General features: G+C 61.3%; 23 protein-coding genes. 6 read left to right on the top strand and 17 right to left on the bottom strand.

What is annotated here, in order from left to right; genetic code table 11:
* Nucleotides 1-19: 19 nt before the first annotated feature.
* Entirely contained in the window at nucleotides 20-1531 is a 1512-nt protein-coding gene (ftsY, locus tag IEX40_RS19655) for a signal recognition particle-docking protein FtsY (RefSeq protein WP_229680858.1), read from the bottom strand.
* Between the two features lie 126 nt (nucleotides 1532-1657).
* Between ftsY and IEX40_RS19650 the strand changes: the two genes are divergently transcribed.
* Together IEX40_RS19650 and rsmD are read left to right on the top strand one after the other, a co-directional pair.
* A complete protein-coding gene (locus tag IEX40_RS19650; protein WP_188751478.1) occupies nucleotides 1658-2836 on the top strand; it encodes a hypothetical protein in 1179 nt (392 codons plus the stop codon).
* Nucleotides 2837-2839: 3 nt separating this feature from the next.
* The gene (gene rsmD, locus IEX40_RS19645) at nucleotides 2840-3454 is read left to right on the top strand and encodes a 16S rRNA (guanine(966)-N(2))-methyltransferase RsmD (protein ID WP_188751476.1); all 615 of its coding nucleotides are present in this window, start codon (nucleotides 2840-2842) and stop codon (nucleotides 3452-3454) included.
* Here the strand turns inward: rsmD and IEX40_RS19640 are convergent.
* A complete protein-coding gene (locus tag IEX40_RS19640; protein ID WP_188751474.1) occupies nucleotides 3443-4075 on the bottom strand; it encodes a TetR family transcriptional regulator in 633 nt (210 codons plus the stop codon). The two genes, rsmD and IEX40_RS19640, sit on opposite strands and share 12 nt — an antisense overlap.
* Nucleotides 4076-4450: 375 nt before the next feature.
* Here IEX40_RS19640 and coaD point away from each other — a divergent pair, with 375 nt between their 5' ends.
* A complete protein-coding gene (coaD, locus tag IEX40_RS19635; protein WP_188751473.1) occupies nucleotides 4451-4930 on the top strand; it encodes a pantetheine-phosphate adenylyltransferase in 480 nt (159 codons plus the stop codon).
* Nucleotides 4931-4962: 32 nt separating this feature from the next.
* Complete coding sequence (locus IEX40_RS19630) at nucleotides 4963-5211, top strand: YfhL family 4Fe-4S dicluster ferredoxin (protein ID WP_188751471.1); 249 nt, start codon at nucleotides 4963-4965, stop codon at nucleotides 5209-5211.
* Between the two features lie 103 nt (nucleotides 5212-5314).
* On the opposite strand, the gene IEX40_RS19625 is transcribed toward IEX40_RS19630, so the two are convergent.
* Nucleotides 5315-7153 carry an adenosylcobalamin-dependent ribonucleoside-diphosphate reductase gene (locus IEX40_RS19625; RefSeq protein ID WP_188751469.1) on the bottom strand — a complete coding sequence of 613 codons (1839 nt, stop codon included), beginning with the start codon at nucleotides 7151-7153 and terminating at the stop codon, nucleotides 5315-5317.
* A gap of 145 nt (nucleotides 7154-7298) precedes the next feature.
* Here IEX40_RS19625 and IEX40_RS19620 point away from each other — a divergent pair, with 145 nt between their 5' ends.
* Entirely contained in the window at nucleotides 7299-7688 is a 390-nt protein-coding gene (locus IEX40_RS19620) for a DUF3775 domain-containing protein (protein ID WP_188751468.1), read from the top strand.
* 103 nt (nucleotides 7689-7791) lie between these two features.
* On the opposite strand, the gene IEX40_RS19615 is transcribed toward IEX40_RS19620, so the two are convergent.
* The 3 genes from IEX40_RS19615 to IEX40_RS19605 all read right to left on the bottom strand — a co-directional run bounded on the left by IEX40_RS19615 (nucleotide 7792) and on the right by IEX40_RS19605 (nucleotide 11403).
* A complete protein-coding gene (locus IEX40_RS19615; RefSeq protein WP_188751465.1) occupies nucleotides 7792-8307 on the bottom strand; it encodes a DUF501 domain-containing protein in 516 nt (171 codons plus the stop codon).
* Between the two features lie 67 nt (nucleotides 8308-8374).
* Nucleotides 8375-10486 (bottom strand): ATP-dependent DNA helicase RecG, encoded by a 2112-nt coding sequence (gene recG / locus IEX40_RS19610; protein WP_188751463.1) that lies wholly within the window; start codon nucleotides 10484-10486, stop codon nucleotides 8375-8377.
* Complete coding sequence (locus tag IEX40_RS19605; RefSeq protein WP_188751462.1) at nucleotides 10486-11403, bottom strand: hydrogen peroxide-inducible genes activator; 918 nt, start codon at nucleotides 11401-11403, stop codon at nucleotides 10486-10488. Before IEX40_RS19605 ends, recG begins: the two co-directional genes overlap by 1 nt.
* 51 nt (nucleotides 11404-11454) lie before the next feature.
* Between IEX40_RS19605 and IEX40_RS19600 the strand changes: the two genes are divergently transcribed.
* Nucleotides 11455-12291 carry an SDR family oxidoreductase gene (locus IEX40_RS19600; protein WP_188751460.1) on the top strand — a complete coding sequence of 279 codons (837 nt, stop codon included), beginning with the start codon at nucleotides 11455-11457 and terminating at the stop codon, nucleotides 12289-12291.
* A gap of 10 nt (nucleotides 12292-12301) precedes the next feature.
* Here IEX40_RS19600 and ppk1 read toward each other — a convergent pair whose 3' ends face one another.
* The 11 genes from ppk1 to radC all read right to left on the bottom strand — a co-directional run bounded on the left by ppk1 (nucleotide 12302) and on the right by radC (nucleotide 24084).
* Nucleotides 12302-14464: a polyphosphate kinase 1 gene (gene ppk1 / locus IEX40_RS19595; protein ID WP_188751459.1), complete on the bottom strand. Its 2163-nt coding sequence runs from the start codon at nucleotides 14462-14464 to the stop codon at nucleotides 12302-12304.
* Nucleotides 14465-14512: 48 nt separating this feature from the next.
* A complete protein-coding gene (gene hemB, locus IEX40_RS19590) occupies nucleotides 14513-15523 on the bottom strand; it encodes a porphobilinogen synthase (RefSeq protein WP_188751457.1) in 1011 nt (336 codons plus the stop codon).
* Between the two features lie 547 nt (nucleotides 15524-16070).
* Nucleotides 16071-17117, bottom strand: a complete 1047-nt coding sequence (locus tag IEX40_RS19585) for an MJ1255/VC2487 family glycosyltransferase (RefSeq protein ID WP_188751455.1) — start codon at nucleotides 17115-17117, stop codon at nucleotides 16071-16073.
* Between the two features lies 1 nt (nucleotide 17118).
* On the bottom strand, nucleotides 17119-17649 hold the full coding sequence (locus IEX40_RS19580) for a phosphatase PAP2 family protein (protein ID WP_188751453.1): 531 nt from the start codon (nucleotides 17647-17649) through the stop codon (nucleotides 17119-17121).
* A gap of 97 nt (nucleotides 17650-17746) precedes the next feature.
* Nucleotides 17747-18664 carry an alpha/beta hydrolase gene (locus IEX40_RS19575; protein WP_188751451.1) on the bottom strand — a complete coding sequence of 306 codons (918 nt, stop codon included), beginning with the start codon at nucleotides 18662-18664 and terminating at the stop codon, nucleotides 17747-17749.
* 48 nt (nucleotides 18665-18712) lie between these two features.
* Nucleotides 18713-19525: a bifunctional DNA-formamidopyrimidine glycosylase/DNA-(apurinic or apyrimidinic site) lyase gene (mutM, locus tag IEX40_RS19570; protein WP_188751449.1), complete on the bottom strand. Its 813-nt coding sequence runs from the start codon at nucleotides 19523-19525 to the stop codon at nucleotides 18713-18715.
* An 18-nt stretch (nucleotides 19526-19543) separates the two neighbouring features.
* Nucleotides 19544-20425 carry a DMT family transporter gene (locus tag IEX40_RS19565; RefSeq protein WP_188751446.1) on the bottom strand — a complete coding sequence of 294 codons (882 nt, stop codon included), beginning with the start codon at nucleotides 20423-20425 and terminating at the stop codon, nucleotides 19544-19546.
* An 88-nt stretch (nucleotides 20426-20513) separates the two neighbouring features.
* On the bottom strand, nucleotides 20514-22472 hold the full coding sequence (locus IEX40_RS19560; protein ID WP_188751444.1) for a methyl-accepting chemotaxis protein: 1959 nt from the start codon (nucleotides 22470-22472) through the stop codon (nucleotides 20514-20516).
* 330 nt (nucleotides 22473-22802) lie between these two features.
* On the bottom strand, nucleotides 22803-22970 hold the full coding sequence (gene rpmG / locus IEX40_RS19555) for a 50S ribosomal protein L33 (protein ID WP_027854336.1): 168 nt from the start codon (nucleotides 22968-22970) through the stop codon (nucleotides 22803-22805).
* A 13-nt stretch (nucleotides 22971-22983) separates the two neighbouring features.
* Entirely contained in the window at nucleotides 22984-23220 is a 237-nt protein-coding gene (rpmB, locus tag IEX40_RS19550; RefSeq protein ID WP_036188265.1) for a 50S ribosomal protein L28, read from the bottom strand.
* 189 nt (nucleotides 23221-23409) lie between these two features.
* A complete protein-coding gene (gene radC, locus IEX40_RS19545; RefSeq protein WP_188751442.1) occupies nucleotides 23410-24084 on the bottom strand; it encodes a RadC family protein in 675 nt (224 codons plus the stop codon).
* Between the last annotated feature and the right edge of the window lie 60 nt (nucleotides 24085-24144).

Genomic DNA, 24144 nt, shown 5'->3' with positions numbered 1-24144 from the left:
TCTTGGTCGATCAGATCTGTTAGTCGAACAGTGCCTGGACGAACTCGTTGGCGTCGAAGGGGCGCAGGTCATCCACCTGCTCGCCGACGCCGATAAAGCGGATCGGCAGACCGAACTGCTTGGCGATGGCGAAGATGATGCCGCCCTTGGCGGTACCGTCCAGCTTGGTCAGGGTAATGCCGCTGACGCCCACCGCTTCCTTGAACTGCTTGGCCTGACTGATCGCATTCTGCCCGGTGCCGGCATCAAGCACCAGCATCACCTCGTGCGGCGCACTCGGGTCGATCTTCTGCATCACCCGAACCACCTTCTGCAGCTCCTGCATAAGGTTGTCCTTGTTCTGCAGGCGTCCGGCGGTATCCGCGATCAGCACATCCACGCCTTTGGCCTTGGCTGACTGCAGCGCATCGAACAGCACCGAAGCAGAATCGGCACCGGTATGTTGCGCCACCACCGGCACATTGTTGCGCTCGCCCCAGACCTGCAGCTGCTCCACCGCCGCGGCACGGAAGGTATCGCCCGCCGCCAGCATCACCGACTTGCCTTCGCTCTGGTAACGCTTGGCCAGCTTGCCGATGGTGGTGGTTTTGCCAACACCGTTGACGCCGACCATCAGGATCACCGCCGGTGTCTTATCCTCGGGTAAGCAAAGCGGATGTTCGACACCGCCGAGCAGGTCTGCCAGCTCCTCCTTCAGCGCCTCACGCAGCGCTTGCGGATCTTTCAACTGCTTGCGCTCGACCCGGTCGGTCAACCGGGTGACGATCTCGGTGGTTGCCTCAACGCCGACGTCGGCCATCAACAGCAGGGTCTCGATCTCTTCGAGCAGGTCGTCGTCGATCTCCTTGGCACCGAGGAACAGGCTGCCCAGCTGCTCGGTCAGACCCGACTTGGTGCGGCTCAGCCCGCTCTTGATCCGCTCGAACAGGCGCTGTTTGCGCACTTCACCCGTGTCAGCTTCGGCTTTAACCCTGGCCGCAGCCTCGGCGGCGGCCTGCTCGGCAGCACGCCGCTCCTGTTCGGCCTTCTCAGCGGCTTCACGCTCGGCCTGCTCCGCCGCGGCCAGAGCAGCGGCTTCCTCCTTGGCTCTCTGCTCTGCCGCCTGTGCTTCAGCCAGCGCCTGTTCACGCTCCAGCAGCTCGGCCTCGGCCTGTTCCCGAGCCTGCAGCTCGGCGCTGCTCACCTCCTCGCGAGCCTCCTCACCAGCCTCGCCCGTCGCCTGTTCAACAACTGCCGCCTTGAGTTCCGCTTCTGTTTCGGCCTCGGTCGACACCGCCGCGTCATCGGCTGCCAGCTCGGCTTCGGCGGCCGCTTCAGGTAGCGTTTGCTCAGCTTCGACCTCGATCCGGGGTTCCGCTGTCTGCTCTGCTTCCACCTCGTCAGTGCGTGCCGGTGGCGTCTGCTCGGCTTTGCCACCACGCAGGTAGACATAGATCAGCAGCAGGATGACGAACGCCAAGCCGCCGATCCCATAGGGAACCAGGTTGGGATCCAGCCCGTTATCGAGCATCCAGGTGTAGAGTGCTTCCATAAATTCTGTAGTATCCGGGTAGCAGGGACGTTCAGCTGGACCGAAACCGCCCCCATTCAATGAAATTCCAAAGCGCGCTATCTTACCATAGCGTTGCCGTTACTTAAGCGAAGGACGCATAAAGCTTTGGTCAAAGTCCGACACCAGCCGTTGTTCAACCGACGATACCTGCTGATTCTTATCTGGATATTACCGATCGTTATCCTGGTTCTGCATCGCAGCGGCCAAACGCAGTCACCGCTGGACCAGCTGAGCTGGCAGAACGACAGCGGGTATCTGCTGCCCAATACCGAGCCGGGATACCGGTTGACGCTGATCCTGCCCTCAACCAATGCGCTTAGTGATGAGGGCTGGGTGCAGGATCAGGCGGTCGAACGGGCACTTCGCACGCGTCTCGACGCGGCGCAGACCTGGCTGGACCAGCAGCAGTGGCGCGCCGACCTGCACAGGAGCGGCAGTTACCTGGCGCTCAGGCTACGGATGCAGGCCCAACCTAAGCCGGTTCAACAGCAGCAGTTGCTGAGTCTGCTGGCGCCACTGCCGGCGCTTGACTGGCCGGCACTGACCCGGCGCCTGCGCGCTGAACGCTATCTGCAGAGCCAGCCCGCCGAGGATCGCCTGCTGGCCGCCTTTGGCCAACAGCTGGAACCGAGCAGCGATATTGGCACAGCGTATTCAAGACTTTGGCAGCCGCCTCATCGCTGGATCCTGGTCGGCGATGTGGAGATCCCCGAGCAAACCACCAGCCCCTCCCAGGCCGATCGCTATGACCGTTCCGGCTGGCAGAGCGGCGAGCTGCTGATACCTGACACCGGCAGCAGCCGTCTGGATACCGGTTGGCAACTGATCGCCCAGTCCATCCCCGCCCCCACCAATGGCGTGGAATTGGCGCGGCAACGCCTGAGTGCCGAGCTGGTTTCACATCTGCTGGCCCGGACGCTTGCGGCAAACGCCGACTACCGCTGGCTCTGGCAGCCGCTGGTCAGCGGCGGTTACCACGGTTTACTGCTGCACAACTGGCCTGATGATCCGAGCGCGATGGGTGAGCAGCTGGCGCGGCACCTAGATCAGGCCCTGCTCGATACCACCCGCGATACCCTGCTGCAGCAGCTGGCGCGCATCGAGCAGGAGTCTCCGGGCCAGTGGCTCGATCTGGTCGCGCTGTATCGCCTGCCGCTGGACAGCCACAAGGCATTTCGCGATACACTTACCACCCTGAACCTGGCACAGGCGCGTCAGCTACTGCGCGATACCCTGCGGCCAGCGCAGAGCCTTCTTATCCGTTTCGATACCGCTGGACACTGACCCATGAGCCGCCGCAACCCTGCCCGCCCCCGCCAGCCCCTTCCAGACGACGCCTATGTCCGTATCATCGGCGGACAGTGGCGCAGCCGCCGGGTCGCGTTTCCCGAGATCGATGGCCTGCGCCCGACCCCGGACCGGGTGCGCGAAACGCTGTTCAACTGGCTGCAGGGCGTCACCGAGGGTGCCCGCTGCCTCGATCTCTGCGCCGGCAGCGGGGCGTTGGGCCTGGAAGCGCTATCGAGGGGAGCCGGCTCGGTGACCTTCGTCGATCGCTCGCCGCAGGTCACGCGCGCGCTGCAGACCAACCTGCAGCATCTGAAAGTGCAGAACGCCGAAGTAATCAACGCTGCCGCGCTGGAGTGGCTGGACGCCCGTCCCACCGATGAAGCGGAGCGCTTCGATCTGGTGTTTATGGATCCGCCGTTCAGACAGGGGCTGGTAGCACCGTTGTGTGCGCTGCTGGAAAGCCGCAACCTGCTGGCCGACCGGGCGATGATATATATCGAGTGCGAACGTGAGTTGACGCTACCGCCGCTACCGGCCGACTGGCAACTGTACCGGGAAAAACAGGCCGGCCAGGTCAGCTACCGCCTGTTCGAGCGCAGCTCAGAGCATTGATGGCTTCAGCGCTCTGAGCCCCTCGAGCTGAATCCTCAGCAAGCACTCGACCTGGTGGATCAGATCAAACCGTTTCGGCAGGGTCAGCCACAGGTCCAACAGGCCGACCAGACCGATCAGCAGACTGGCACTGATCTGATCCAGGTCCAGCTTCTTGCGCAGTTGCTTCTGCTTGCGAGCCTGCTTCAGGAAGTAATGCAGATAGCCTTGCCACACCTCTAACTGGCCATCGAGCAAAGGCTGGAGATGGGCCAGCTCCGGTGAGCAGGCACGGCCATAGTGAAACAGGCGGTAGATATTGCGCGCGCGCGAATCCTTGGCCATCTGGGTCAGGCTGCCGCGCACGAAGGCATCCAGCGCGCCGAGGGCATCCTGCTGCACCGCCTGGCGCTGCTCCAGGTAGTGCTGTTCAAAGGGGAGTTCGCACTGCTGCAGCAGTTGATCGAGCAGATCCTGCTTGTTGCGAAAATGCCAGTACATGGCGCCATGCGTAACACCAGCCTGCGCGGCGATCTGTTTCATGGTGACCGCCTCCGGCCCCTGCGCGGCAAACAGCACCAATCCGGTATCCAACAATGCCTGCCGTGTTGCCTCCGCCTCTTCTCGGCTACGCCTGACCACTCCCCTCTCCTCAGCGATTACCCGCCCGGCGGCGTCATTGCTGCCAGGCAGTTGCAAGAAGCTACGATGCCACCCGGCAGTTATCAAGCGCTGTCACCCATTCGTCACTAAAACGTCACATAAGAGCGTCTATGCCGCCATGGATCCCGCACCTGGCTACGAAACTACCGGACTTCTTATAAGAATAAAGGATAAAAGGATTAAGTTTTTATAACCATATTTGAATATTCGATTCCATTAATCTATTTGTGCGCCTCAGGCAATTGGGCTAACATCCGCGCCTTAAGGGAGATTGAACCCTGTGCAGATGCAAAAATGCCGGTTTCGCCCCTTTTGCAGCAGTGTCGCTCAAAACTACAAAGGTCAGCGCCTGTAATGAATACGGTAGTCTACCCCGGTACTTTCGATCCGATTACCAACGGCCATGCCGATCTGGTTGAACGCGCGTCCCGCCTGTTTGATCGCATCGTCGTCGCCGTTGCCGACAGCCCGAAAAAGGGGCCGGCATTGGATCTTGAGCTCAGAGTCGGACTGGCAAAGCAAGCCCTGGCTCATCTCGACAATGTGGAAGTGGTTGGCTTTGACTGCCTGCTTGCCGACTTTGTCCGGCAGCAGGATGCGAACGTTATCCTGCGCGGTCTGCGTGCGGTATCCGATTTCGAGTATGAATTTCAGCTTGCCAATATGAACCGCAAGCTGGCACCGGAGGTCGAAAGTTTATTCCTGACGCCGGCTGAGAGCTTGTCCTTCATCTCGTCATCGCTGATCCGTGAGATCGCGGCACTGGATGGAGACGTCAGCCAGTTCGTCCACCCGTCGGTTGCGAAAGCCCTGAAGAAGCACTACCAGCCGTAATTTGAACCCTGTCAGTCATTGAGGTAGCCAGCATGGCATTGATGATTACCGATGAATGCATCAACTGTGATGTATGTGAACCGGAATGCCCGAACGAGGCGATCTCTCCGGGTGAAGAGATTTATGAAATCGATCCGGGCAAATGCACCGAGTGCGTTGGCCACTACGACACCCCGCAGTGCGTAGAGGTGTGCCCGGTCGACTGTATCCCGAAGGACCCGGATCATGTCGAATCCGAAGATCAGCTGATGGCGAAATACCAGAAGCTGATACAGGGTTAATCCCCGCCGGTTACCAGGTGGCCGTGCGCCACCTACCCGGTGTCAAGAGTCCCCGCCTCCGTGCGGGGATCTCTTTTTCCAGCCTCTTCTCCACAAACAGTCCTCAGTCCGCCTCGCGCTCCAGATTACAGCAGTGCAGCTGCTCGCCCTCACCCGCCGCCAGAATCGAACCGGTAATCGCATTGGGCCGGAACGCGGTACAGCCCTTGAGCCCCAGCCGGTAGGCCTCGCGATAGATCGCTTCGAAGACATCATAGCCATACCCCTGCGGCACGTTGATCGTCTTCGAGATCGCGCTGTCGACGAAGGGTTGCAGCGCCGCCTGCATCTGCAGATGCGCCTGCGGCGCCAGTTCCGCCGACTCCACAAAAGCCGGCGACAACGGCCTGTCGCCATACTGCTGCCGCCAGAGTGCCAGGGCGTAATCGCTCAGTTCCCAGGCGCGGTAGGCGCCATCCGCCTGCAGGATGCGGCGCTGTTGGGTAAACGCATAGACCGGCTCCAGGCCGCTGGAGATATTGTTCGCCAGCAGACTGATGGTACCGGCCGGCGCTATCGCACAGAGGTGGCTGTTGCGTATCCCGCTCTCGGCGATGCCATCGCGAATATCCGCCGGCAGGCGGGTAATGAATGGCGCGTTCAGATAGTGCTCCCGCTGGAACAGTGGAAAGCTGCCGCGCGCCTGCGCCAGTTCGACCGACGCCCGATAGGCACCGAGGCAGATGGTGCGCATCGCCTGCACGGCCAGGTCCCGCGCCTGCGGGCTATCGTAGCCCAGTCCGAGCATGATCAGGGCATCGGCCAACCCGGTCAGCCCCAGGCCGATGCGCCGACTCGCCCGCGCCTGTTGCCGCTGAACCGGCAACGGAAAGCGCGATACCGAGATCACGTTATCGAGCATACGCACGGCCAGTGCGGCACTCTTCGCCAGCGCATCGAAATCGAGTCGGGCAGCGCGGGAGAAAGGGCTGTCGATAAACCGAACCAGGTTCAGCGAGCCCAGGTTGCACGCACCGTAGGGCGGCAGTGGAATCTCACCACAGGGATTGGTGGCACTTATCCGCTCCTGCCAGTACAGGTTGTTCTCGGCATTGATCCGATCGATAAACAACACCCCGGGTTCGGCATAGTCATAGGCGGCGCGCATCATCCGCTGCCACAACGCCCTCGCGCTGACCCAGCGCCAGACCTTGCACGGCACCGGCCTGTCATAGCCGGGCAGCTGACGCTCGATCACCTGTGCACCGTCCGCTTCGCCGGGCGATAATGCCTGCAGCGGAAACAGCAGCGGCCAGGCTTCATCCTGCCGCAGCGCCCGCATGAACCCATCGGACACCAGTACAGAAAGGTTGAAGTGACGTAGCCGTGCGGGATCCCGTTTGGCGTCGATAAACGCCTCGATATCGGGATGATCGCAGCGCAACGTGGCCATCATCGCCCCCCGGCGGGCGCCGGTGGAGAGCAGCGTGGCGCACATGCTGTCCCAGACTTGCATGAATGACAGCGGTCCCGAGGCGATGCTGCCGGTCTCCTCGGCTCGGCTCCCGGCTGGGCGCAAGGTCGAAAAATCGTAGCCGACACCACCGCCCTGATGCATGGTCAGCGCCCCCTCGCGCAGGGCGGAGAAGATGCCATCGATACTGTCGTCGAGCCGGCCCATGACAAAGCAGTTGAACAGCGTTACCCGCCTCCCGCTACCTGCCCCGGCCAGTATCCGTCCACCGGGCAGGAAGGTGAAGTCGGCCAGCAGGGCATGGAAACGCCCGGCCCAGCGTCGACGCTCGCGACTTTCGGCCCGCGCCAACGCCCGGGCCACCCGCTGCCAGCTGGCGTCGATGCTGTCCTCCGCTACCCCCTGGTCATCGACAAAACGATACTTGTCTCGCCAGAGGGTGTAGGACACGGGATTGATCGGGCTGGATAATTCGGCGGCAGTGTACATAGACGGCGCGCTATTGAGTGCTTGTCTAGCAGTATAGTGCCGAGTCGGTATACCGACTTGGTCTACGGATCCGCCCGTGCGCCCACGGGCACAGGCACCAAAAGCGCCTAGACTTTAGGTGGACAGCTCATGCGGAGGCAGCATCATGTTGAATGTCAATTCGGAAACCCTTTGCCGCCTGATACAGCTTGCCCGGGAGTTTCATGCCAAGGAGGCGGTGACCATTCCGGAGAAGCCGATAAGCCCGGCCGATGACTGGGCCCGGCAGGTGTTGGCTGACCACGCGGGAGATTTGACCTTTCAGGAGTTCCTGTCGATCATCAACGACCTGGAACCCGACCAGCAGCAGGAGGTCGTCGCACTGTTGTGGCTAGGCCGGGGGGATTTTGACCAGTCAGAGTGGCGCGATGCACTGATCGAGGCGGCGGACGGCTGGAACGACCATACCGCTCACTACCTGATCGCGCATCCCTTGCTGGCCGATTATCTGGCCGATGCGCTCGATCAATTCGGTTTTCGCTGTGACGAGGCCTGATCGGGCCGGGTCCTGAGACAAGCGTGCACCTGCCTGCGGTTCCAAGCGGGAAAGTGACCTGCAGCCCAGGTTCAGGCGTGGTTCGGCAGCACCGGTCAGCACCTCAGATCCTCAGCTGAGCCAGACTCTGATCGAGACCAAACTCCCGGTCCATGCGTTCGCCAATCAGATTGTCGGCCACCAGGTGATGCGCGTACTGCATATGCAGGCAACGCACCTTGTCCCACTGTGCGATACCGCCGATGCCGTAGCGATGAAACAGGTCGGTGAAACCGAGCTGTTCGATCCGGACTTTGTCGGCCGGGTCCATCAGCTGCCAGCGCAACGCCACATAGGCCTGCTGCTGGGCAAGATATCGCTGCCTCAGCTCGGCATCATCCGCCAGCTCCTGCTCGATCTGCTTGACCCAACCTGCGGTTTCGATCTCGGCTATGCGCTGGTACAGCTCGCGGGAGCAGAGCCAGTACAGGGTCGGAAAGGGCTTGTCGTCGATCAACGAGCGCATCTGCAGCACCACCGGCACACCCTGTTCGGTGGCATAGGCGATGGCGTCGATACCGCGCGGCTTGCGTCCGAGCTGACGTTCGATCAGCTCCAGTTGTTCGGCTGTGGGCTGCATGGGATTCCTGCTTATTACTAAGTACGCTCGGCGGCATGAGGCTAGCGCAGCGCCGGCTGAGCGGAGTTCAGACGTGGGCGTAGTCGGCGCCCTGTCCTAACCAGCGCCGGATCAGCGCCTGGGAAAGCAGCGGGCTGCGCTCGATATCGGCGGCCGCGCGTTTTACCCTCGGCAGTAGGTCGCCATCGCGCTGCAGATCCGCGATGCGGAACTGCATCATGCCGGTCTGGCGGGTCCCCAGTACCTCGCCGGGGCCGCGCAGCTCCAGATCCTTCTCGGCAATGCGGAAACCATCGGTACTCTCACGCATCACCGCCAGCCGCTCGCGCCCCTGCTGGGAAAGCGGCGCATGATACATCAACACACAGAAACTCTCGACCGAGCCGCGGCCAACCCGCCCACGTAGCTGGTGCAGTTGGGCCAGCCCCAGACGTTCCGGATTCTCGATGATCATCAGGCTGGCATTAGGCACGTCGACGCCGACCTCGATCACCGTGGTCGCCACCAGCAGATCCAGTTCGGCGGCCTTGAACTGGGCCATGATCTGCGCCTTCTCCGCCGCCTTCAGCCGGCCATGGACCAGGCCGATACGCAACTCCGGCAAGGTTTCACGAAGGGCCTCGGCGGTGACCTCGGCGGCCTGACACTGCAAGGCTTCCGACTCCTCGATCAGAGTGCAGACCCAATACGCCTGGCGCCCCTCGCGGCAGGCGTTACGCACCCGCTCGACCACCTCGACGCGTCGAGAATCCGCGATAACCACGGTATTGATCGGGGTGCGCCCCGGCGGCAGCTCGTCGATGATCGAGCAGTCGAGATCGGCGTAGGCGCTCATGGTCAGCGTGCGCGGGATCGGCGTCGCGGTCATGATCAGCTGGTGCGGAGTCTGCTCGCCATGGCGCCCCTTCTCCCTCAGGCTCAGGCGCTGGTGCACGCCGAAGCGATGCTGCTCGTCGACCACCACCAGCGCCAGGTTGGCAAAGCGTACCTCCTCCTGGAACAGGGCATGGGTACCGACCACCAGTTGCGCCTCGCCGTTGGCGATCCGCTCCAGCTCCCGTGCGCGCTGCTTGCCCTTGACCTTGCCCGCCAGCCAGGCCACCGAGATACCGAGCGGTTCCAGCCACTGGCTGAAATTATTGAAGTGCTGTTCGGCGAGGATCTCCGTCGGTGCCATCACCGCCGCCTGGGCCGCGTTCTCCAACGCTTGCAACGCCGCCAAGGCCGCCACGACTGTTTTGCCGGAACCCACATCGCCCTGCACCAGCCTTAACATTGGCACTGGCATGTTTAGGTCCCGTGCCACTTCGCGGGCGACACGCAGCTGGGCCTGGGTCAGCGCGAATGGCAGCTGTTGGATAAACGGCACACTGAGGCTGCCCGTTGCTTTCAGCACCGGGGCACCCTGTTCGCGTACACTGTGCCGGATCTGCAACAGCGACAGGTGATGTGCCAGCAGCTCCTCGAACGCCAGTCGCCGCTGAGCCGGATGGGTACCGGCCAGCAAGCCGTCCTGATCGGCATCCACCGGTGGCTGATGCAGATAACGGATCGATTCACCCAGCTCCGGCAGCTTCCATTGCTGACGCAATGTTTCCGGTATAAGGTCCTCGACGATGCCCTTGTCGAGCCAGGCCAGTGCCTGCAGCGCCAGTGACCGTACACGGCCCTGGGTCAAGCCCTCGGTCAATGGGTAAACCGGGGTCAGACACTCTTCGACGGCTACCGCTGCGCTGCCACTGATGACCCGATATTCGGGGTGAACGATCTCCAGCCCGGACGGGCCGGGACGCGCCTCGCCGAAACAGCGTACCCGGGCACCGGCAGCGAGGCTGTTTTTCTGCGTAGCGCTGAAGTGAAAAAACCTGAGGCTCAGGGTGCCGGTACCATCCTGCAACCGGCACAGCAGGGCGCGACGTCGGCCCATGACAATATCGCTGGCGGCTATGGTGCCCTCGATGACGCCTTCATCGCCGGGCCGCAGCGAACCGATCGGCAGGATCCGGGTGCGGTCCTGATAGCGCAGCGGCAGATGAAATAGCAGGTCCTGGATGGAGTCGATGCCCAACCGCTGCAGTTTCAGCGCCAGCGCCGTCCCCACCCCTTTCAGCTCGGTAACCGGCTGTGGCGTGCCCGCCAGAGCAGAGCCCGCCACCGAAGTGCCATCCAGCTGGAGCATCAGGCGATATCCAGCACCGGTTCCTGCTGACGACACGCCAAAATCGCCTGCATCAGGGCTTCGATCGCCTGCGGCCGGGGGAAGCTGGCACGCCAGGCCAAAGCCACGGTGCGGGTCGGCTGCGGCGCCTTGAACGGCCGGGTAGCCACCAGATCACGGGAGGGGTGGCCCTCGATCGCTGAGATCGGCAACACGCTGGTACCGAGGCCGGAGGCCACCATCATGCGGATCGTTTCCAGTGAGCTGCCCTCGGTGATGGTGTGCTGGTCATGAAACGACTGGTTCAGTGTCGGACAGGCCTCAAGCACCTGGTCGCGGAAACAGTGCCCCTCACCGAGCAGCAGCATGCGCTCCTCGTTGATCCGGTTGGCATCAATCTCGCTTTCCTTGGCCAGGACGTGATCCTTGGGCAGCACCATCATGAACGGCTCGTCGTAGAGCGCGCGGGTGAGGACGTCAGGCTCATGGAACGGCAGTGCGAGGATAACCGCATCGAGTTCGCCGTTGCGGATCTTGCCACGCAGCACTTCGGTGAAGTTCTCTTCGATATACAGCGGCATCTGCGGCGCCAGTGCCTGCATCTGTGGAATCAGCCGGGGAAACAGGTAGGGCCCGATGGTGTAGATGGCGCCGATGCGCAGAGGCGACGCCAGCTGGTCCTTGCCCTCCTTGGCCATCTCGCGGATCGCCTCGGCCTGTTCAAGCACCATCTGTGCTTGGCGTACGACTTTTTCGCCCACTGGCGTCACCCGAACCGCGTTTTTGCTGCGCTCGAATAGGGCGACACCGAGTTCCTCCTCAAGCTTCTTCACCGCGATCGAAAGCGTCGGCTGACTGACGTAACAACGCTCGGCGGCATGCCCGAAGTGCTGTTCCTGGGCCAGGGTGACGATGTATCGAAGCTCTGTCAGCGTCATGCATAATCCTCTGGTAAGATGCGCCGAATGAATGAATGCACGGAGACCCGGATGCACACAACTCGGATACTGATTGCCGGCTGCGGGGATGTCGGTACCGCTCTAGGCCTCAGGCTTGGTGCAGAGGGCGCCGAAGTCCTTGGTTTGCGGCGTACTATAAACCAGCTCCCCGCCCCCATCCAGCCAATCGCAGCCGACCTGGCCAGCGCCGATGGCGTACCGCCTTTGCCCGCCTGCGACTACCTGGTGTACTGCGCCGCGGCCAAAAGCCGGGATCCGGCCGTCTACCGTGCCGTCTACGTTGACGGCTTACGCCGAGTACTGTCCGCACTGCCCCGGCCGCCCAAGCGCCTGTTGCTGACCAGCTCCACCAGCGTGTACAGCCAGGATGACCACCAGTGGGTGGATGAGTTCAGCCCATCCCTGCCGGACAGCACGACCGGCCGTATCCTGCTGGAGAGCGAGCAGATGGCCCTCTCCGCCGAGTTCCCGGCCACGGTGGTGCGCTTCTCCGGCATCTACGGCCCGGGACGCAACCACCTGCTCAATCAGGTCCGCAACGGCATCGTTGCGCCCGATACCCCCATACACTATAGCAATCGAATCCATCGGGATGATTGTGCAGGTATATTAGCCCATCTGATCAGACTTGATCGCTCGGGCGAGCGACTGGCACCGATCTACCTGGCCAGCGACGATCGGCCGGCGCCGATCGCCGAGGTGATGGACTGGCTGGCCCAGCAAACGGGCAGTCAGATAATCGAGAGGCAGGCGGTGCGCAGGGGCGGCAGCAAACGCTGTCGCAACCTGCGGATCAAAGCCAGCGGGTACCGTTTTATCCACCCGGATTTCGAAAGCGGCTATGCCGCCCAGCTGACCAGCAGGTAGGTCTCGTCGGTTAGGCGTTGGCCAGTTCGTTAAGCAGCGTCTGCTGGGCGCTGAACCGCTCCTCACCCTCGCCGGGTTGGTTCTGGGTATAGCTGCCATCGGAGTGCAGCTCCCAGCTCTGACAGTTGTCGCGCAGGTAGTAGTCCAGTTCACTGCGGATGCGGGCGGCGTGCTTACCGTACAGCTCGAACCCGGTTTCGACGCGATTGAGCATGTTGCGCTCCATCCAGTCGGCGCTGGAGCAGATCACCGTCGGCTTGCCGGCGTTGGCGAACCAGTAGACCCGGGTATGTTCGAGGAAGCGGCCGATGATCGAGCGCACCCGGATATTCTCCGAGATCCCCTCCAGCCCGGGCCGCAGACGGCACATGCCACGGATGATCAGATCGATCTGGACCCCGGCCTGAGAGGCTTCGTACAGGGTACGAATCAGCTTCGGATCGGTCAGGCCGTTGACCTTGATGACGATATGTCCCTCGTTGCCCGCCTTGACGTTGCGGATCTCGTTATGAATCAGCTCGATCATCTTGGCGTGCAGCGTGAATGGCGCGTTATACAGCTTCTGCAACTTCTGAATCTTGCCCATGCCGGTGAGCTGCTGGAAGATCTTGTGCACATCCTCACCGACCTGCTCGTCTGCGGTCATGTAGCTGTAATCGGTATACAGGCGCGCGGTACCCGAATGGTAGTTACCGGTGCCCAGGTGGCAGTAGCGCGCCAGCTTGTGCCCCTCGCGACGCACCACCAGCATCATCTTGGCGTGGGTCTTGTATCCAACCACGCCGTAGACCACCAGGCAGCCGGCTTCCTGCAGGCGGCTGGCCAACTGCAGGTTACTCTCCTCGTCGAAGCGGGCGCGCAGCTCGATGACCACGGTCACCTCCTTACCGGCGCGCGCCGCTTCAACCAGCGCATTGACGATATCGGACTTCACACCGGTGCGGTACAGCGTCTGTTTGATCGCGATCACCTCCGGGTCCTTGGCCGACTGTCGCAGCAGGTCGATCACCGGCGTGAACGACTGGAAAGGGTGCAGCAGCAGCTGATCGCCCCGCTTCAGCGCGGAGAAGATATCTTCGGAGCTCTTCAGCTTGTTGGGTAGCCCCGGGGTAAACGGATCCCAGCTCAGCTCCTTGCGCTCGATCAGATCCCGTACCGCCATCAGACGGGTCAGATTGACCGGACCGTCGACGCGGTACAGGTGCGCGGTGGGCAGCTTGAACTCCTCCTGCAGGAAGGCGATCAGGTGCTCCGGCGTGCGGTTATCCACCTCCAGGCGCACAGCATCGCCGAACTTGCGCGAGTGCAGCTCGCCCCGCAGGGTACGCGCCAGGTCTTCGATCTCTTCGAAATCGAACGACAGGTCGGCGTTGCGGGTGATGCGGAACTGGTAACAGCCGTCCACCGTCATTCCCGGGAACAGGGTGTCGGCGAACTCGTGAATGATCGATGACAGGAAGATCAGGTTGTCACCACCGTCGCACAGCTCATCCGGCAGCCGAATCAGCCGTGGCAGCGAGCGCGGGGCCGGGATGATCGCCATGCCGGTTTCGCGACCGAACGCATCCTTGCCGTCGAGCTCGACGATGAAGTTCAGGCTCTTGTTGACCAGGCGTGGGAAGGGGTGCGATGGATCGAGTCCGATCGGACTGATCACCGGTACCACCTTCTCATTGAAGTACTCCTCGACCCAGGCCCGCTGTTCAGGGGTCCAGGTGCCGCGACGGTGGAAATGGATCCCCTCCCGCTCCAGCGCCGGCAGCATGATTTCGTTAAGAATGCGGTACTGGCGCTCCACGTTGACCTCGCAGATCTCGCGGATCTTCTCCAGCACTTTCTGCGGATGCATGGCATCGGGCCCAACCGCTTCACGGCCATATTTGAGCTGGCGCATCTGCTCGGCAACACGAATCTCGAAGAACTCGTCCAGGTTGCTGGAGAAGATCAGCAGGAACATCAACCGCTCCAGCAACGGCTGCTTCTCGTCCAGCGCCTGCTCCAGCACGCGCACGTTGAACTGCAGGTGACTCAGCTCACGGTTGATATAGAGCTCGGGCGCCTTGAGATCCACCGGCGGAGCTTCGATCGGGTCGATCGTCGGCAAGCTTTCACGACTGTCGCGCAGTGCGACCGTCGCTTCGCAGGCCTGTTCCAGCTCGGCGCTCTCACTCATCTCGGCGACTCCCGTATTCAGATCCATCATTTCCCTGCCAGTAATAGATTAGCGGTTTAACAGACGCGCCGCCCTCATTGCAAAATAGGTCAGGATGCCATCGGCACCGGCGCGCTTGAATGCCAGCAGCGACTCCAGCATCACACTCTCTTCATCCAGCCAGCCGTTCTGGAAGGCGGCCATATGCATCGCGTACTCGCCACTGACCTGGTAAGCGAAGGTCGGTACCTTCAACTCCTCTTTGACTCGGCGCACGATATCCAGATAGGGCATGCCCGGCTTCACCATCACCATGTCGGCGCCTTCCGCCAGATCCAGTGCCACCTCATGCAGGGCTTCATCGCTGTTGGCCGGGTCCATCTGGTAGTTGAACTTGTTGCCTTTACCCAGATTCCCCGCCGAGCCCACCGCGTCCCGGAAAGGACCGTAGTAAGCACTGGCATACTTGGCAGAGTAGGCCATGATGCGGGTATTGACATAGCTGTTGTCCTCCAGCTCGTCGCGGATCTGGCCGATACGGCCATCCATCATATCGCTCGGTGCGACGATATCGGCACCGGCCTCGGCGTGGGACAGCGCCTGGCGCACCAACGTCTCGACGGTGCGGTCGTTCAGTACATAGCCGCGCTCATCGATAATGCCGTCCTGGCCGTGGGTGGTGAACGGGTCCAGCGCCACGTCGGTAATCACGCCGAGCTCGGGCACCGCATCCTTGATCGCCCGCACCGCGCGCTGGGCCAGCCCATTCGGGTTATAGGCTTCCTCCGCCAGCTCGGATTTAGCGCTCAACGGCGTCACCGGGAACAGTGCCACGGCCGGGATCCCCAGCGCGGCAACCTCTTTCACCTCACGCACCAGCAGATCGATGCTCAGTCGTTCGATGCCGGGCATGGAGGCCACCGCTTCCTTTTCCCCTTTACCCTCGATTACAAACATGGGGTAGATCAGGTCATCGGGCGTCAGGCGATTTTCGCGCATCATTCGACGGGAAAAATCGTCGGCACGCATTCGACGCATACGGGTATCGGGGTAAAAACGCTGACTGTTGCTGAAAGCCACGGTGTATTCCTTAGTTCTGGATTCGCATTTGACGACAGTATGATGACATTTACATGACAACCGGAAGGATTACAGAGGTCCTGTCGATCTCTGAGGAAATTCTAGCGTATTCGCCTGCCGGCCTCATCCGCCCGGACACATTGCTTCTGCAGTGTTTAGAGACTTCGATCATGAATTCCGCGAAAGTAGATCGGGAAAAACTAGGAAAAATTCCTATATCCTTTTTTGCAACTGCGGTCATAATGGTTCGCAGGATCTCCTGTTCAGGGAATGAATGCCCGGATGGCGCGTACATCGCATCATTGGACAGCAGGATGCGCGCATGGAGCGTTGCGATGCATGGATATAGGGACGCCAAGAAAGGGGTGTATGACGGAACATACGCCCCTTTATCATTTCAGACCAACCGATTCTCCCTGCCCAACTGAACCGGTCCGCGGTCAGCCGGCCCTCCCCTCAAACTAGCAGCCCCACACCCACAAGTGACAGCGCCCGCTGGGGTTGGGAAGCGCACCACAGATACGTGCGTGATGGGAGTTTGTTTAAATCAGGGTACCGAACGATCGAGTTCTGGCAGATGGCCCGCCCAGACCCGTTGCGACAGTGACGCCACCGGTTCGCGACAGCCATCGAGCAACCACGCCACCAGCGCCGACGCGGTGTCGGGCCAGGGCAGCGGCGCCGGGTTGGAGGTACCAAGCCAGTCGCCTATAGCGCCGGTTTCCAGCCCGGTCATGACGACCGCCCGACCCAGGTCGCTCAGTGCAGTGGCATTGGCCGCCTGTTCAACCTGGTTGGCCAGGGGTTTGACCAGCAGTTTCTTACCGGCCTGAATCGCTTCACTGCACAAACCGAAGCCGGCGTTGGCGATCACGCCATCGCAGCTGGCCAGATCGCGCTGGAAGCCATCTCGGGAGAAGGGCTTGATCACCAGGTTCTGTTCGCTCCGCTGCGTTTCGACACCGGCATAGATCAAGAAACGGCACTCAGGAAAGCCCAGCAACGCATAGCGGATCGCGTCCAGGCTCTCGAATGGCAGATACACCAGCACCTCACCCGGCGTGGTGGTCAACGGATAGGCCGGCGGCTCGATCAGCGGTGGCAGAATCGGTGCATCGAAGTGGTGCCAGTGTACACCGATCGCCTGCGCCACCGGCGCCATCAGTCCCAGGGCCGGTTTCAACCAGGGCGCCGCTGCGCTGCCGGGCACCCGATAGCAGAACGCATATTGGTGGGCGATGCCGACGCTGGGCACCCCTCTCAGTTTAGCGGCCCAAGCGGTCACCGGCTCGAAATCGGTCACCACCAGGTCGTAGTCGCTCAGATCCAGCGCCCGGGCATCGCGCCAGAGCTGGACCAGGCTGTTGCCGATCAGCGTCCGCCCCAGCTGCACCTTGCCGGCATCGGTGTAGAAGGTCAGCCCGCGACGCACCCGGAAATCACCGAAAGGCTCCATATTGAAGAACCGTTCCGGCGCCCGCCCACTGAACAGGTAATCGACTTCGACACCAGCACAGGCCAGCGCCTTGGACATGACGCGGGCGCGGGTAATGTGGCCATTGCCGGTACCCTGGACGCCATACAGGATCCGCACCTCAGAACATCTCCCACAGGTGCAGCGACAATACGCCGCTGCACACACCGAGCAGCGCGCCAGCCGCAATATCGGTGGGATAATGCACCCCCAGCAGCACGCGCGACAGGCCGATCATCGCAGCAACGATGAACGCGCCGAGGGCCAGTGTCGGGTAAAAGCTTGCCAGCACGGTGGCGAAGAGGAAGGCTGCAGCAGCGTGGCCGGATGGAAAACTGAACTTGTCGGACGGCTCGATCACGGCCCTGAATCCGGCCAGACGGTGGCAGGGACGGTCACGGCGAATGGTATTTTTCAGCAGCAGATAGAGTGGTAGCTCCAGCGCGAACGCAATCAGGCCAACCTCGAGAAAGGTCAGCCCCAGCTCCTGCTCCCAGAGCGCAAGCCCCAATCCCAGCAGCAGGTACAGCACACCATCGCCCAACCGGGAGACAAATCGACTGACAGGGGCCATGCCGAGACTCCGGTGCAGATCATTGCACCAGTAGAAAATCCGGGTATCGATGGCGGTCAGTTTGTGCAGTCTGTTCATGACGGTCATCCGGGTCTGTGCAGCCTGAGGGCATTATTCACAGACCCAGATGACAATCCGATGACCAGCGGTTGACGCTTTGGTGACGCAGGTCCGCTCAGTCCAGCGCGCGCTGGAACCAGTCTGCGGTCAACGCGGTCAGTCGGCGCGGATTGTCCCAGGGGATCATATGCCCCTCACCAGGGACAGCAAGCAGCTCAAACGGGTGCTCCAGTGCCGCCAGTACGCGCTGAGTGTAGTCCAACGGCAGCACCTCGTCGTGCTCACCCTGAATGATCGCCGCCCGAAAATCGTAGCGCTGTTTAGTCACCCCGGCGCGATGGGTAAACAGGCTGGACAGGGTTCTCAGCGGGTAATCGAACACCACCCGGTGGTCATCGTTGATCGCCTCGCCCGCCGGATTCCCGGCCAGCAGCGCGTCGTAATCGATGAACGAGCGCAACGGCAGGCGCAGGGAGGGGAAGACCTGTGCCGTACCCCAGGTCCAGAACCAACCGAACTGGTGCAGAATATCGGGCGGCACCTCGGTCAGTAGCAGCGTGCCACAGAGCACCGCCGAGATCCGCTCGTCGCGTTCCGCCAGCGCCACCGCCAGCATCGCGCCAATCGAGTACCCGTAAACACCGACCCGACCATTGCTGCGCGGCTGCAGTGCCGTCACCACCCGCTCCAGATCGCAGATGCTCTGTTCAACGGTGTATTCGCCACGCCGCCCGTCGGAATAGCCATGACCGCGGGGATCGACTCCGACCACGTTGAACCCTTTTGCACTGAGCGACGCCAGCAGCTCGGCGTACAGCTCGCAGTAGGTGCCAATTCCCGGTAGGAACAGGATCAGCGGCGCACTGTCGGCATGATGGTAGTACTCACAATGTATCCCATCCGGACCGATACGGAAGGCTTCACGCTGTTTCAGGAACGGCGCCAAACCCAGCTTCGCACGAAGCTCAGCGCGGATCGGATCGTCCAGCGGATCGAACTGCGGTGGTGCGAAATATTCAGCGGGACGGTTCATGCATTCTCCGTAACTATCAGCACCGATAACCAGCACCGGTAAGCGGCACTACTTCTGACAGAGCTTACAGTAAACCGTACTGCGTTGCGCCAGGCGCACCTCTTGCAGTCGCGCACCACAACCTGGGCAGGGCTCGCCAGCACGGCCATAGACATGCAGTTGCTGGCTGAAATACCCGGGCTTTCCGTCGCCGCCGACAAAATCCCTCAACGTAGTACCACCTTGGGCGATAGCGCGGGTCAATACACTCTTGATCGCCTCGACCAGGCGCGCAAGACGCTCAGCCGAAATCCGACCGGCCGCTCGACGTGGATCGATACCCGCCATATAGAGTGCTTCGTTCGCATAGATATTGCCGACTCCGACCACGACATGACTATCCATGATCAGCGCCTTAATGGCGCTGCGCCGTCCCTTGCAGCAGCGCAGCAGATACTCGGCATCGAACGCCTCCGACAGCGGCTCCGGCCCCAGCGAGGCCAGCAGCGGATGCAACTCGCCCTCGGGTTGCCATAGCAGTGCACCGAAGCGGCGCGGGTCGGTTAGGCGCAGCATCTGTCCGCTCTCCAGCTCCAGATCCACATGATCATGCTTGCCGGCCGGCGTCCCCCGAGGCAGGATCCGTACGCTGCCCGACATGCCAAGATGCAGCAACGCCGCGCCGCCGTTCACCGCGATCAGGATATACTTGCCGCGCCGGCACACCGCCTGCACACGCTGCCCCTCCAGATTCGCGGCCAGATCGGCCGGTATCGGCCAGCGCAGCTGCGGCTGCCGCACCACCAGGCGGGTGATTTTGACCCCCTGCAAATGGGGCTCGATCCCCGCGCGACTGGTTTCAACCTCTGGTAATTCCGGCATCCACTCTTTCCATTTCGATTAACGAGCCTGCGGCCGCAGGACCAGAAACACTCCGGCTACCGTTACCGCCACACCGCACAGCGCTAGGAAGCCAAGCCGCTCGTCGAACAACCACCAGGCTTCAACTGCCGTTACCGGCGGCACCAGATAGAAGTAACTGGCGACCCGAGCGGACTCGCCCTCGCGGATCATCAGCATCAACAGCAGTATCGCCGAAACCGACAAGCCCAGCACCAACCAGGCCATCGCGCCAATCAGCTCCGGCTGCCAATCGATCTCTCCGGTTTCAAAGCCCCAGGTGAGCATCCCCATCCAGATGGCGGTGGCCAGATATTGAAAGAATGACCCCGTAACCAGATCAACACCCTGGCCAAAGCGTTTTTGATACAGCGTGCCAACTGAAATCGAGCCCAATGCTACCAGCACCGCGATCAGCGCCGCCGGTGCCAGCTCGAACTGGTTCAGACGATTACCGCCCTGCAGTACCAGAACGACCCCCAGCAGCCCAAGCACCAGCCCACACCACTGCACCAGACGCAGCCGCTGCTGCCAAAGCAGCCAGGCCAGCACCGCAGTCAACAGCGGTTGCAAGCCGACGATCAGCGAGGTCACCCCGGCCGGCATCTGCCAACGTATCGCGGCGAACACCCCGCCCAGATAGCCCGCATGCACCAGAGTGCCCACAACCATTTGATGCAACGCCTGGCGGCTATTTGGCCAGCGCGAGCGCAATATCAGCATCAGCCCGGCGAACACGACCAGCGTCAGCAACATCCTCACGAAGAGGAAATTGAACGGTTCGATGTAGGGCAGACCAAAACGGGCGCCGATAAACCCCGTACTCCAGAGCAGTACGAAGACCAGGGGTATCAGCTGTTTCAAACGTGACGAGCAGGACATCGCAGTATCGCTCCATCGATACCTGTTTATGCCGGAGGCGGCCCGGCGTAACCGCCGCCCGCCTCCACAGACAGGACCCTAAGAGGAATCAGACCCGGAAGGCCTTCATCAAAGCTGTCAGCTTAGTCGCCAACGCCGCCTGACGGGAAGAGTTATCTGCCACCTCGGCGGAGACTTGGTTAACTTCATTGGCGGCGCCGTGGATCGCCTCGATATTGCCGTTGATCCCCTCAGACACCTGATGCTGCTGCTCCGCTGCACTGGCGATCTGCGTCGCCATATCGGTGATCCGGTCGACCGCCTGCTTAATCTGTTCAAAGGCTTTATGCGCCTGCTCAGACAGACCGACCGTTTCCTTCGACTTGGACTGACTGGCCGCCATGGTATTCACCACCTGCTGGGTGCGTGTATTCAACCGCTCGACCAGGGCGCCGATCTCCTCAGTCGATACCTGAGTACGCTGCGCCAGCGTGCGTACCTCATCGGCCACCACCGCGAAACCGCGACCGGAGTCGCCGGCTCTGGCGGCCTCGATCGCCGCGTTCAGCGCCAGCAGGTTGGTCTGCTCGGCAATGCCGCGGATCACTTCAAGAATGGTGTTGATCTGCCCGGTTTCCTGCTCCAGCTGCCCGATATACTGCACCGACTGCGCGACCTGCTCACCCAACTGGCGCACACTGCGCTCGGTGTTGGCCATGATCCGCTTACCGCTATCGCTGGCCTCCTGGCTGGCAGCCGCGGCATCCGCCGTCTGTGCACAGCTGCGAGCCACATCGCTGGCGGTTGCCGACATCTCGTTTACCGCGGCAACCATACTCTCGACCTCACGCAGCTGATGCTCACTGGCACGGTCCACCGCAGCGGCGCTGGTTTGCGCCTGGGCCGATACGCTGGCGACCTCCAGTGCACTCTGGTTCACCTGGGTCACCAGGCCCTGCAGGGAATCGAGGAACTGGTTGAACCAGGTGGCCAGATCACCGGCTTCATCGCGGCTGACCACGCTCAGACGCCCTCTCAGATCGCCGCCGCCCTGGGCGATCTCTTTCAGTCCATCACGGACCAGCAAAATAGGTTTGGCCAGCATGCCGGAGAGCCAGATAGCCAGTACGCAAACCACCAGCAGCACCAGTGCAGTGATACCCAGGGTCGTCCACATCAGCGCCATCGCCGGCGCCAATATTTCACTTCTGGGCATCAGTGCGATCAACTTCCAGCCCAGCGCCGTAGACTGGTGGATCCGGGCCTCATACTCCTCGCCATCGAGCCTAACCTTGAGCAGGCCGGCGCGTGCCTGGGCCAATTGCTGATAGGCACTGCCCGGCAGCTCTTTCAGGTTCTTGAAGTTATGTTCAGGGTTGGACGCATCGACCAGTACCTTGCCGGTGTCCTCAACCAGGAGCAGATAGCCCCGCTCGCCCAGCTTGACCTGCCGCGCCATCTCCGTCAGCGACGACAACGACACGTCAGCAGCCAAGACACCAGCGAGCTTACCGCTGGCATCAGTAAAGGTACGCGACACCGGCACCAGGGTGATGTCATCCCCGGCCCAATAGTAGGCATCCCCAAACACCACACCGCCCGGCTTGGCACGGGTATCGATATACCAGGGCCGTTTACGCGGATCATAACCCGCCGTGATCTTGCCCTGCGGCCACTGGATATAACCGCCGTGCTCGGTGCCCATATAGACGTAGGAGAAGCCGGGATGGGTATCGGCGAAGCGCTCCAGATGACGATAGATGCCGGCCTCCGGCTCGCCGTTCTGCAGCGGGGTCATCTGCTGTTCCGAACCGTTAAAGTAGGTCGCTATATTGTCCGCGACCTGCTGCAGAACCGGCCCCTGCGCCAGCAGTTCGATATCGCGACCGATATCCTGAAAGAAGCTGCTGAACGAGTCATCAACCGCCTGCAGTTGAAGCGCACTGCTCTCTTCAAAGCGGTTTTCCGCCGCGTCCCGAGACTGTTTGATACTGAATAGAGAGAGTAGAACGCTCACCAGCAGGGTGTTGGCGACAAAAGCGAGGATAAGCTTCTGCTTGATCTTCATCGTATTACGTCTCGTAATAGTCTATTAACTCAGGATCCCACCCTAGATCTGCTGCGTCGGTTCCTACCGCAGAGTTGGCTGTTGCGATACATGCAACGGTATCCACCGCCCTGACGAACTGCGGTCCCGTTTTACACGCCGATTGCTCGACCAGCAAACAGCGTTTAACAGAACCCGGCAGCATACACCGCCGCGAACGGGGGCGCAGTTCAATTCGCGCCCCCTGATGTCGCACCCGTGTACGGCATCGGATGCACCCGTCGAAATGTAGTGAAAAGACATAAAAAAACCCCGGCATCTCTACCGGGGCTTTCTGAAACCAGATCAAGATTACTTGATCTTGGCTTCCTTGTAGATGACGTGCTTGCGTACTACCGGATCGTACTTCTTGAATTCGAACTTGTCCGGAGTGTTACGCTTGTTCTTGTCGGTGGTGTAGAAGTGACCGGTACCGGCAGAGGATACCAGGCGGATCTTCTCGCGTGCGCCTTTAGCCATGATTCAAATCTCCTCAGACTTTCTCGCCGCGGGCACGCAGTTCGGTCAGAACTGTGTCGATGCCCTTCTTGTCGATGATACGCATGCCCTTGGAGGAGACACGCAGACGTACGAAACGGTTTTCGCTCTCAACCCAGAAGCGGTGCCAGTGCAGGTTCGGCAGGAAGCGACGACGCGTCTTGCGCTGAGAGTGGGAAACGTTGTTTCCGGTTACCGGGCCTTTACCCGTTACCATGCAAACTCGAGACATTGTTTTAAACCTTAATCTAGGGGTTCTCTATTAACCTCTATCCGATGTTTATCGAGAGCGGTGCAGCTACTCTCTCAGGCGGAGCGTCCAATAAACCGAACTGAATACCGTACCATTAAGGGATAGAAGGCCGCGTATAATACAGATCGGCGACGGCCAAAGCCAGCCTTTTGTCTATTTAATCGCCAATCATAACCACCCGCACTCGGCAAAGGAGACGCTCTCGCCATCGCCCACCACCAGATGATCGAGCACTCGAACCTCGACCAGCGCCAGCGCCCGCACCAGCTGATCGGTGATCTGCCGGTCCGCCTGGGAGGGCTCGGCCACACCGGAGGGATGGTTGTGTGCCAGTATCATCGCCGCGGCCTGATGGCGAAGCGCCAGCGCCACCACTTCGCGGGGATAAACACTGGCCGCATTGATGGTGCCGAAGAACAGCGCCTCGTAGCGGATCACCCGATGCCGATTATCCAGCAGCAGACAGGCAAACACCTCGCGGTTCTCGTGCCGTAGCTGCGCCGCCAGGTATTGCCGCACCGCCTGCGGACTCTCAAGTGCCGAACCACGCTCCAGCTGGGCGGCCAGATGCCGGCGCGACATCTCCATCACCGCCTGCAGCTGTACATACTTGGCCTGACCGAGACCCAATGCTGAGCAGAATTGCGATTGCGATGCCTCCATCAGCGGCCGCAAGCCGCCAAAGCGGTTCAGCAGCTCCCGTGCCAGATCCACCGCACTCTTGCCCTTCACGCCGGTGCGCAGAAAGATCGCCAGCAGTTCGGCATCGGACAACGATGCCGCACCCTTTGCCAGCAGTTTTTCCCTCGGCCGCTCCTGCGCCGGCCAGTCTGATATCGCCATTGTCCACCTCCCTGTGGCCATCATGTCATCGTTCCACACTACGCAATGCAATGCCAAGAT

It is taken from the genome of Marinobacterium zhoushanense, from assembly GCF_014641945.1.
Lineage (GTDB): Bacteria > Pseudomonadota > Gammaproteobacteria > Pseudomonadales > Balneatricaceae > Marinobacterium_D > Marinobacterium_D zhoushanense.
The sequence above is the reverse complement of the archived record's forward strand: the minus strand, read 5'-3'. Positions and strand labels throughout refer to the sequence as shown.

What these genes read in the sequence shown, in the direction of transcription:
- recG (WP_188751463.1), bottom strand. Translation starts at nt 10,486, where the DNA reads ATGCTCCAGCTGGATGGCACTTCGGTGGCGGGCTCTGCTCTGGCGGGC.
- IEX40_RS19605 (WP_188751462.1), bottom strand. Translation starts at nt 11,403, where the DNA reads ATGACGCTGACAGAGCTTCGATACATCGTCACCCTGGCCCAGGAACAG.
- IEX40_RS19600 (WP_188751460.1), top strand. Translation starts at nt 11,455, where the DNA reads ATGCACACAACTCGGATACTGATTGCCGGCTGCGGGGATGTCGGTACC.
- rpmG (WP_027854336.1), bottom strand. Translation starts at nt 22,970, where the DNA reads ATGGCTAAAGGCGCACGCGAGAAGATCCGCCTGGTATCCTCTGCCGGT.
- rpmB (WP_036188265.1), bottom strand. Translation starts at nt 23,220, where the DNA reads ATGTCTCGAGTTTGCATGGTAACGGGTAAAGGCCCGGTAACCGGAAAC.
- IEX40_RS19615 (WP_188751465.1), bottom strand. Translation starts at nt 8,307, where the DNA reads ATGCAGCCCACAGCCGAACAACTGGAGCTGATCGAACGTCAGCTCGGA.
- IEX40_RS19580 (WP_188751453.1), bottom strand. Translation starts at nt 17,649, where the DNA reads ATGAACAGACTGCACAAACTGACCGCCATCGATACCCGGATTTTCTAC.
- coaD (WP_188751473.1), top strand. Translation starts at nt 4,451, where the DNA reads ATGAATACGGTAGTCTACCCCGGTACTTTCGATCCGATTACCAACGGC.
- IEX40_RS19630 (WP_188751471.1), top strand. Translation starts at nt 4,963, where the DNA reads ATGGCATTGATGATTACCGATGAATGCATCAACTGTGATGTATGTGAA.
- radC (WP_188751442.1), bottom strand. Translation starts at nt 24,084, where the DNA reads ATGGCGATATCAGACTGGCCGGCGCAGGAGCGGCCGAGGGAAAAACTG.
- IEX40_RS19575 (WP_188751451.1), bottom strand. Translation starts at nt 18,664, where the DNA reads ATGAACCGTCCCGCTGAATATTTCGCACCACCGCAGTTCGATCCGCTG.
- mutM (WP_188751449.1), bottom strand. Translation starts at nt 19,525, where the DNA reads ATGCCGGAATTACCAGAGGTTGAAACCAGTCGCGCGGGGATCGAGCCC.
- ftsY (WP_229680858.1), bottom strand. Translation starts at nt 1,531, where the DNA reads ATGGAAGCACTCTACACCTGGATGCTCGATAACGGGCTGGATCCCAAC.
- rsmD (WP_188751476.1), top strand. Translation starts at nt 2,840, where the DNA reads ATGAGCCGCCGCAACCCTGCCCGCCCCCGCCAGCCCCTTCCAGACGAC.
- ppk1 (WP_188751459.1), bottom strand. Translation starts at nt 14,464, where the DNA reads ATGAGTGAGAGCGCCGAGCTGGAACAGGCCTGCGAAGCGACGGTCGCA.
- IEX40_RS19560 (WP_188751444.1), bottom strand. Translation starts at nt 22,472, where the DNA reads ATGAAGATCAAGCAGAAGCTTATCCTCGCTTTTGTCGCCAACACCCTG.
- IEX40_RS19625 (WP_188751469.1), bottom strand. Translation starts at nt 7,153, where the DNA reads ATGTACACTGCCGCCGAATTATCCAGCCCGATCAATCCCGTGTCCTAC.
- IEX40_RS19565 (WP_188751446.1), bottom strand. Translation starts at nt 20,425, where the DNA reads ATGTCCTGCTCGTCACGTTTGAAACAGCTGATACCCCTGGTCTTCGTA.
- IEX40_RS19620 (WP_188751468.1), top strand. Translation starts at nt 7,299, where the DNA reads ATGTTGAATGTCAATTCGGAAACCCTTTGCCGCCTGATACAGCTTGCC.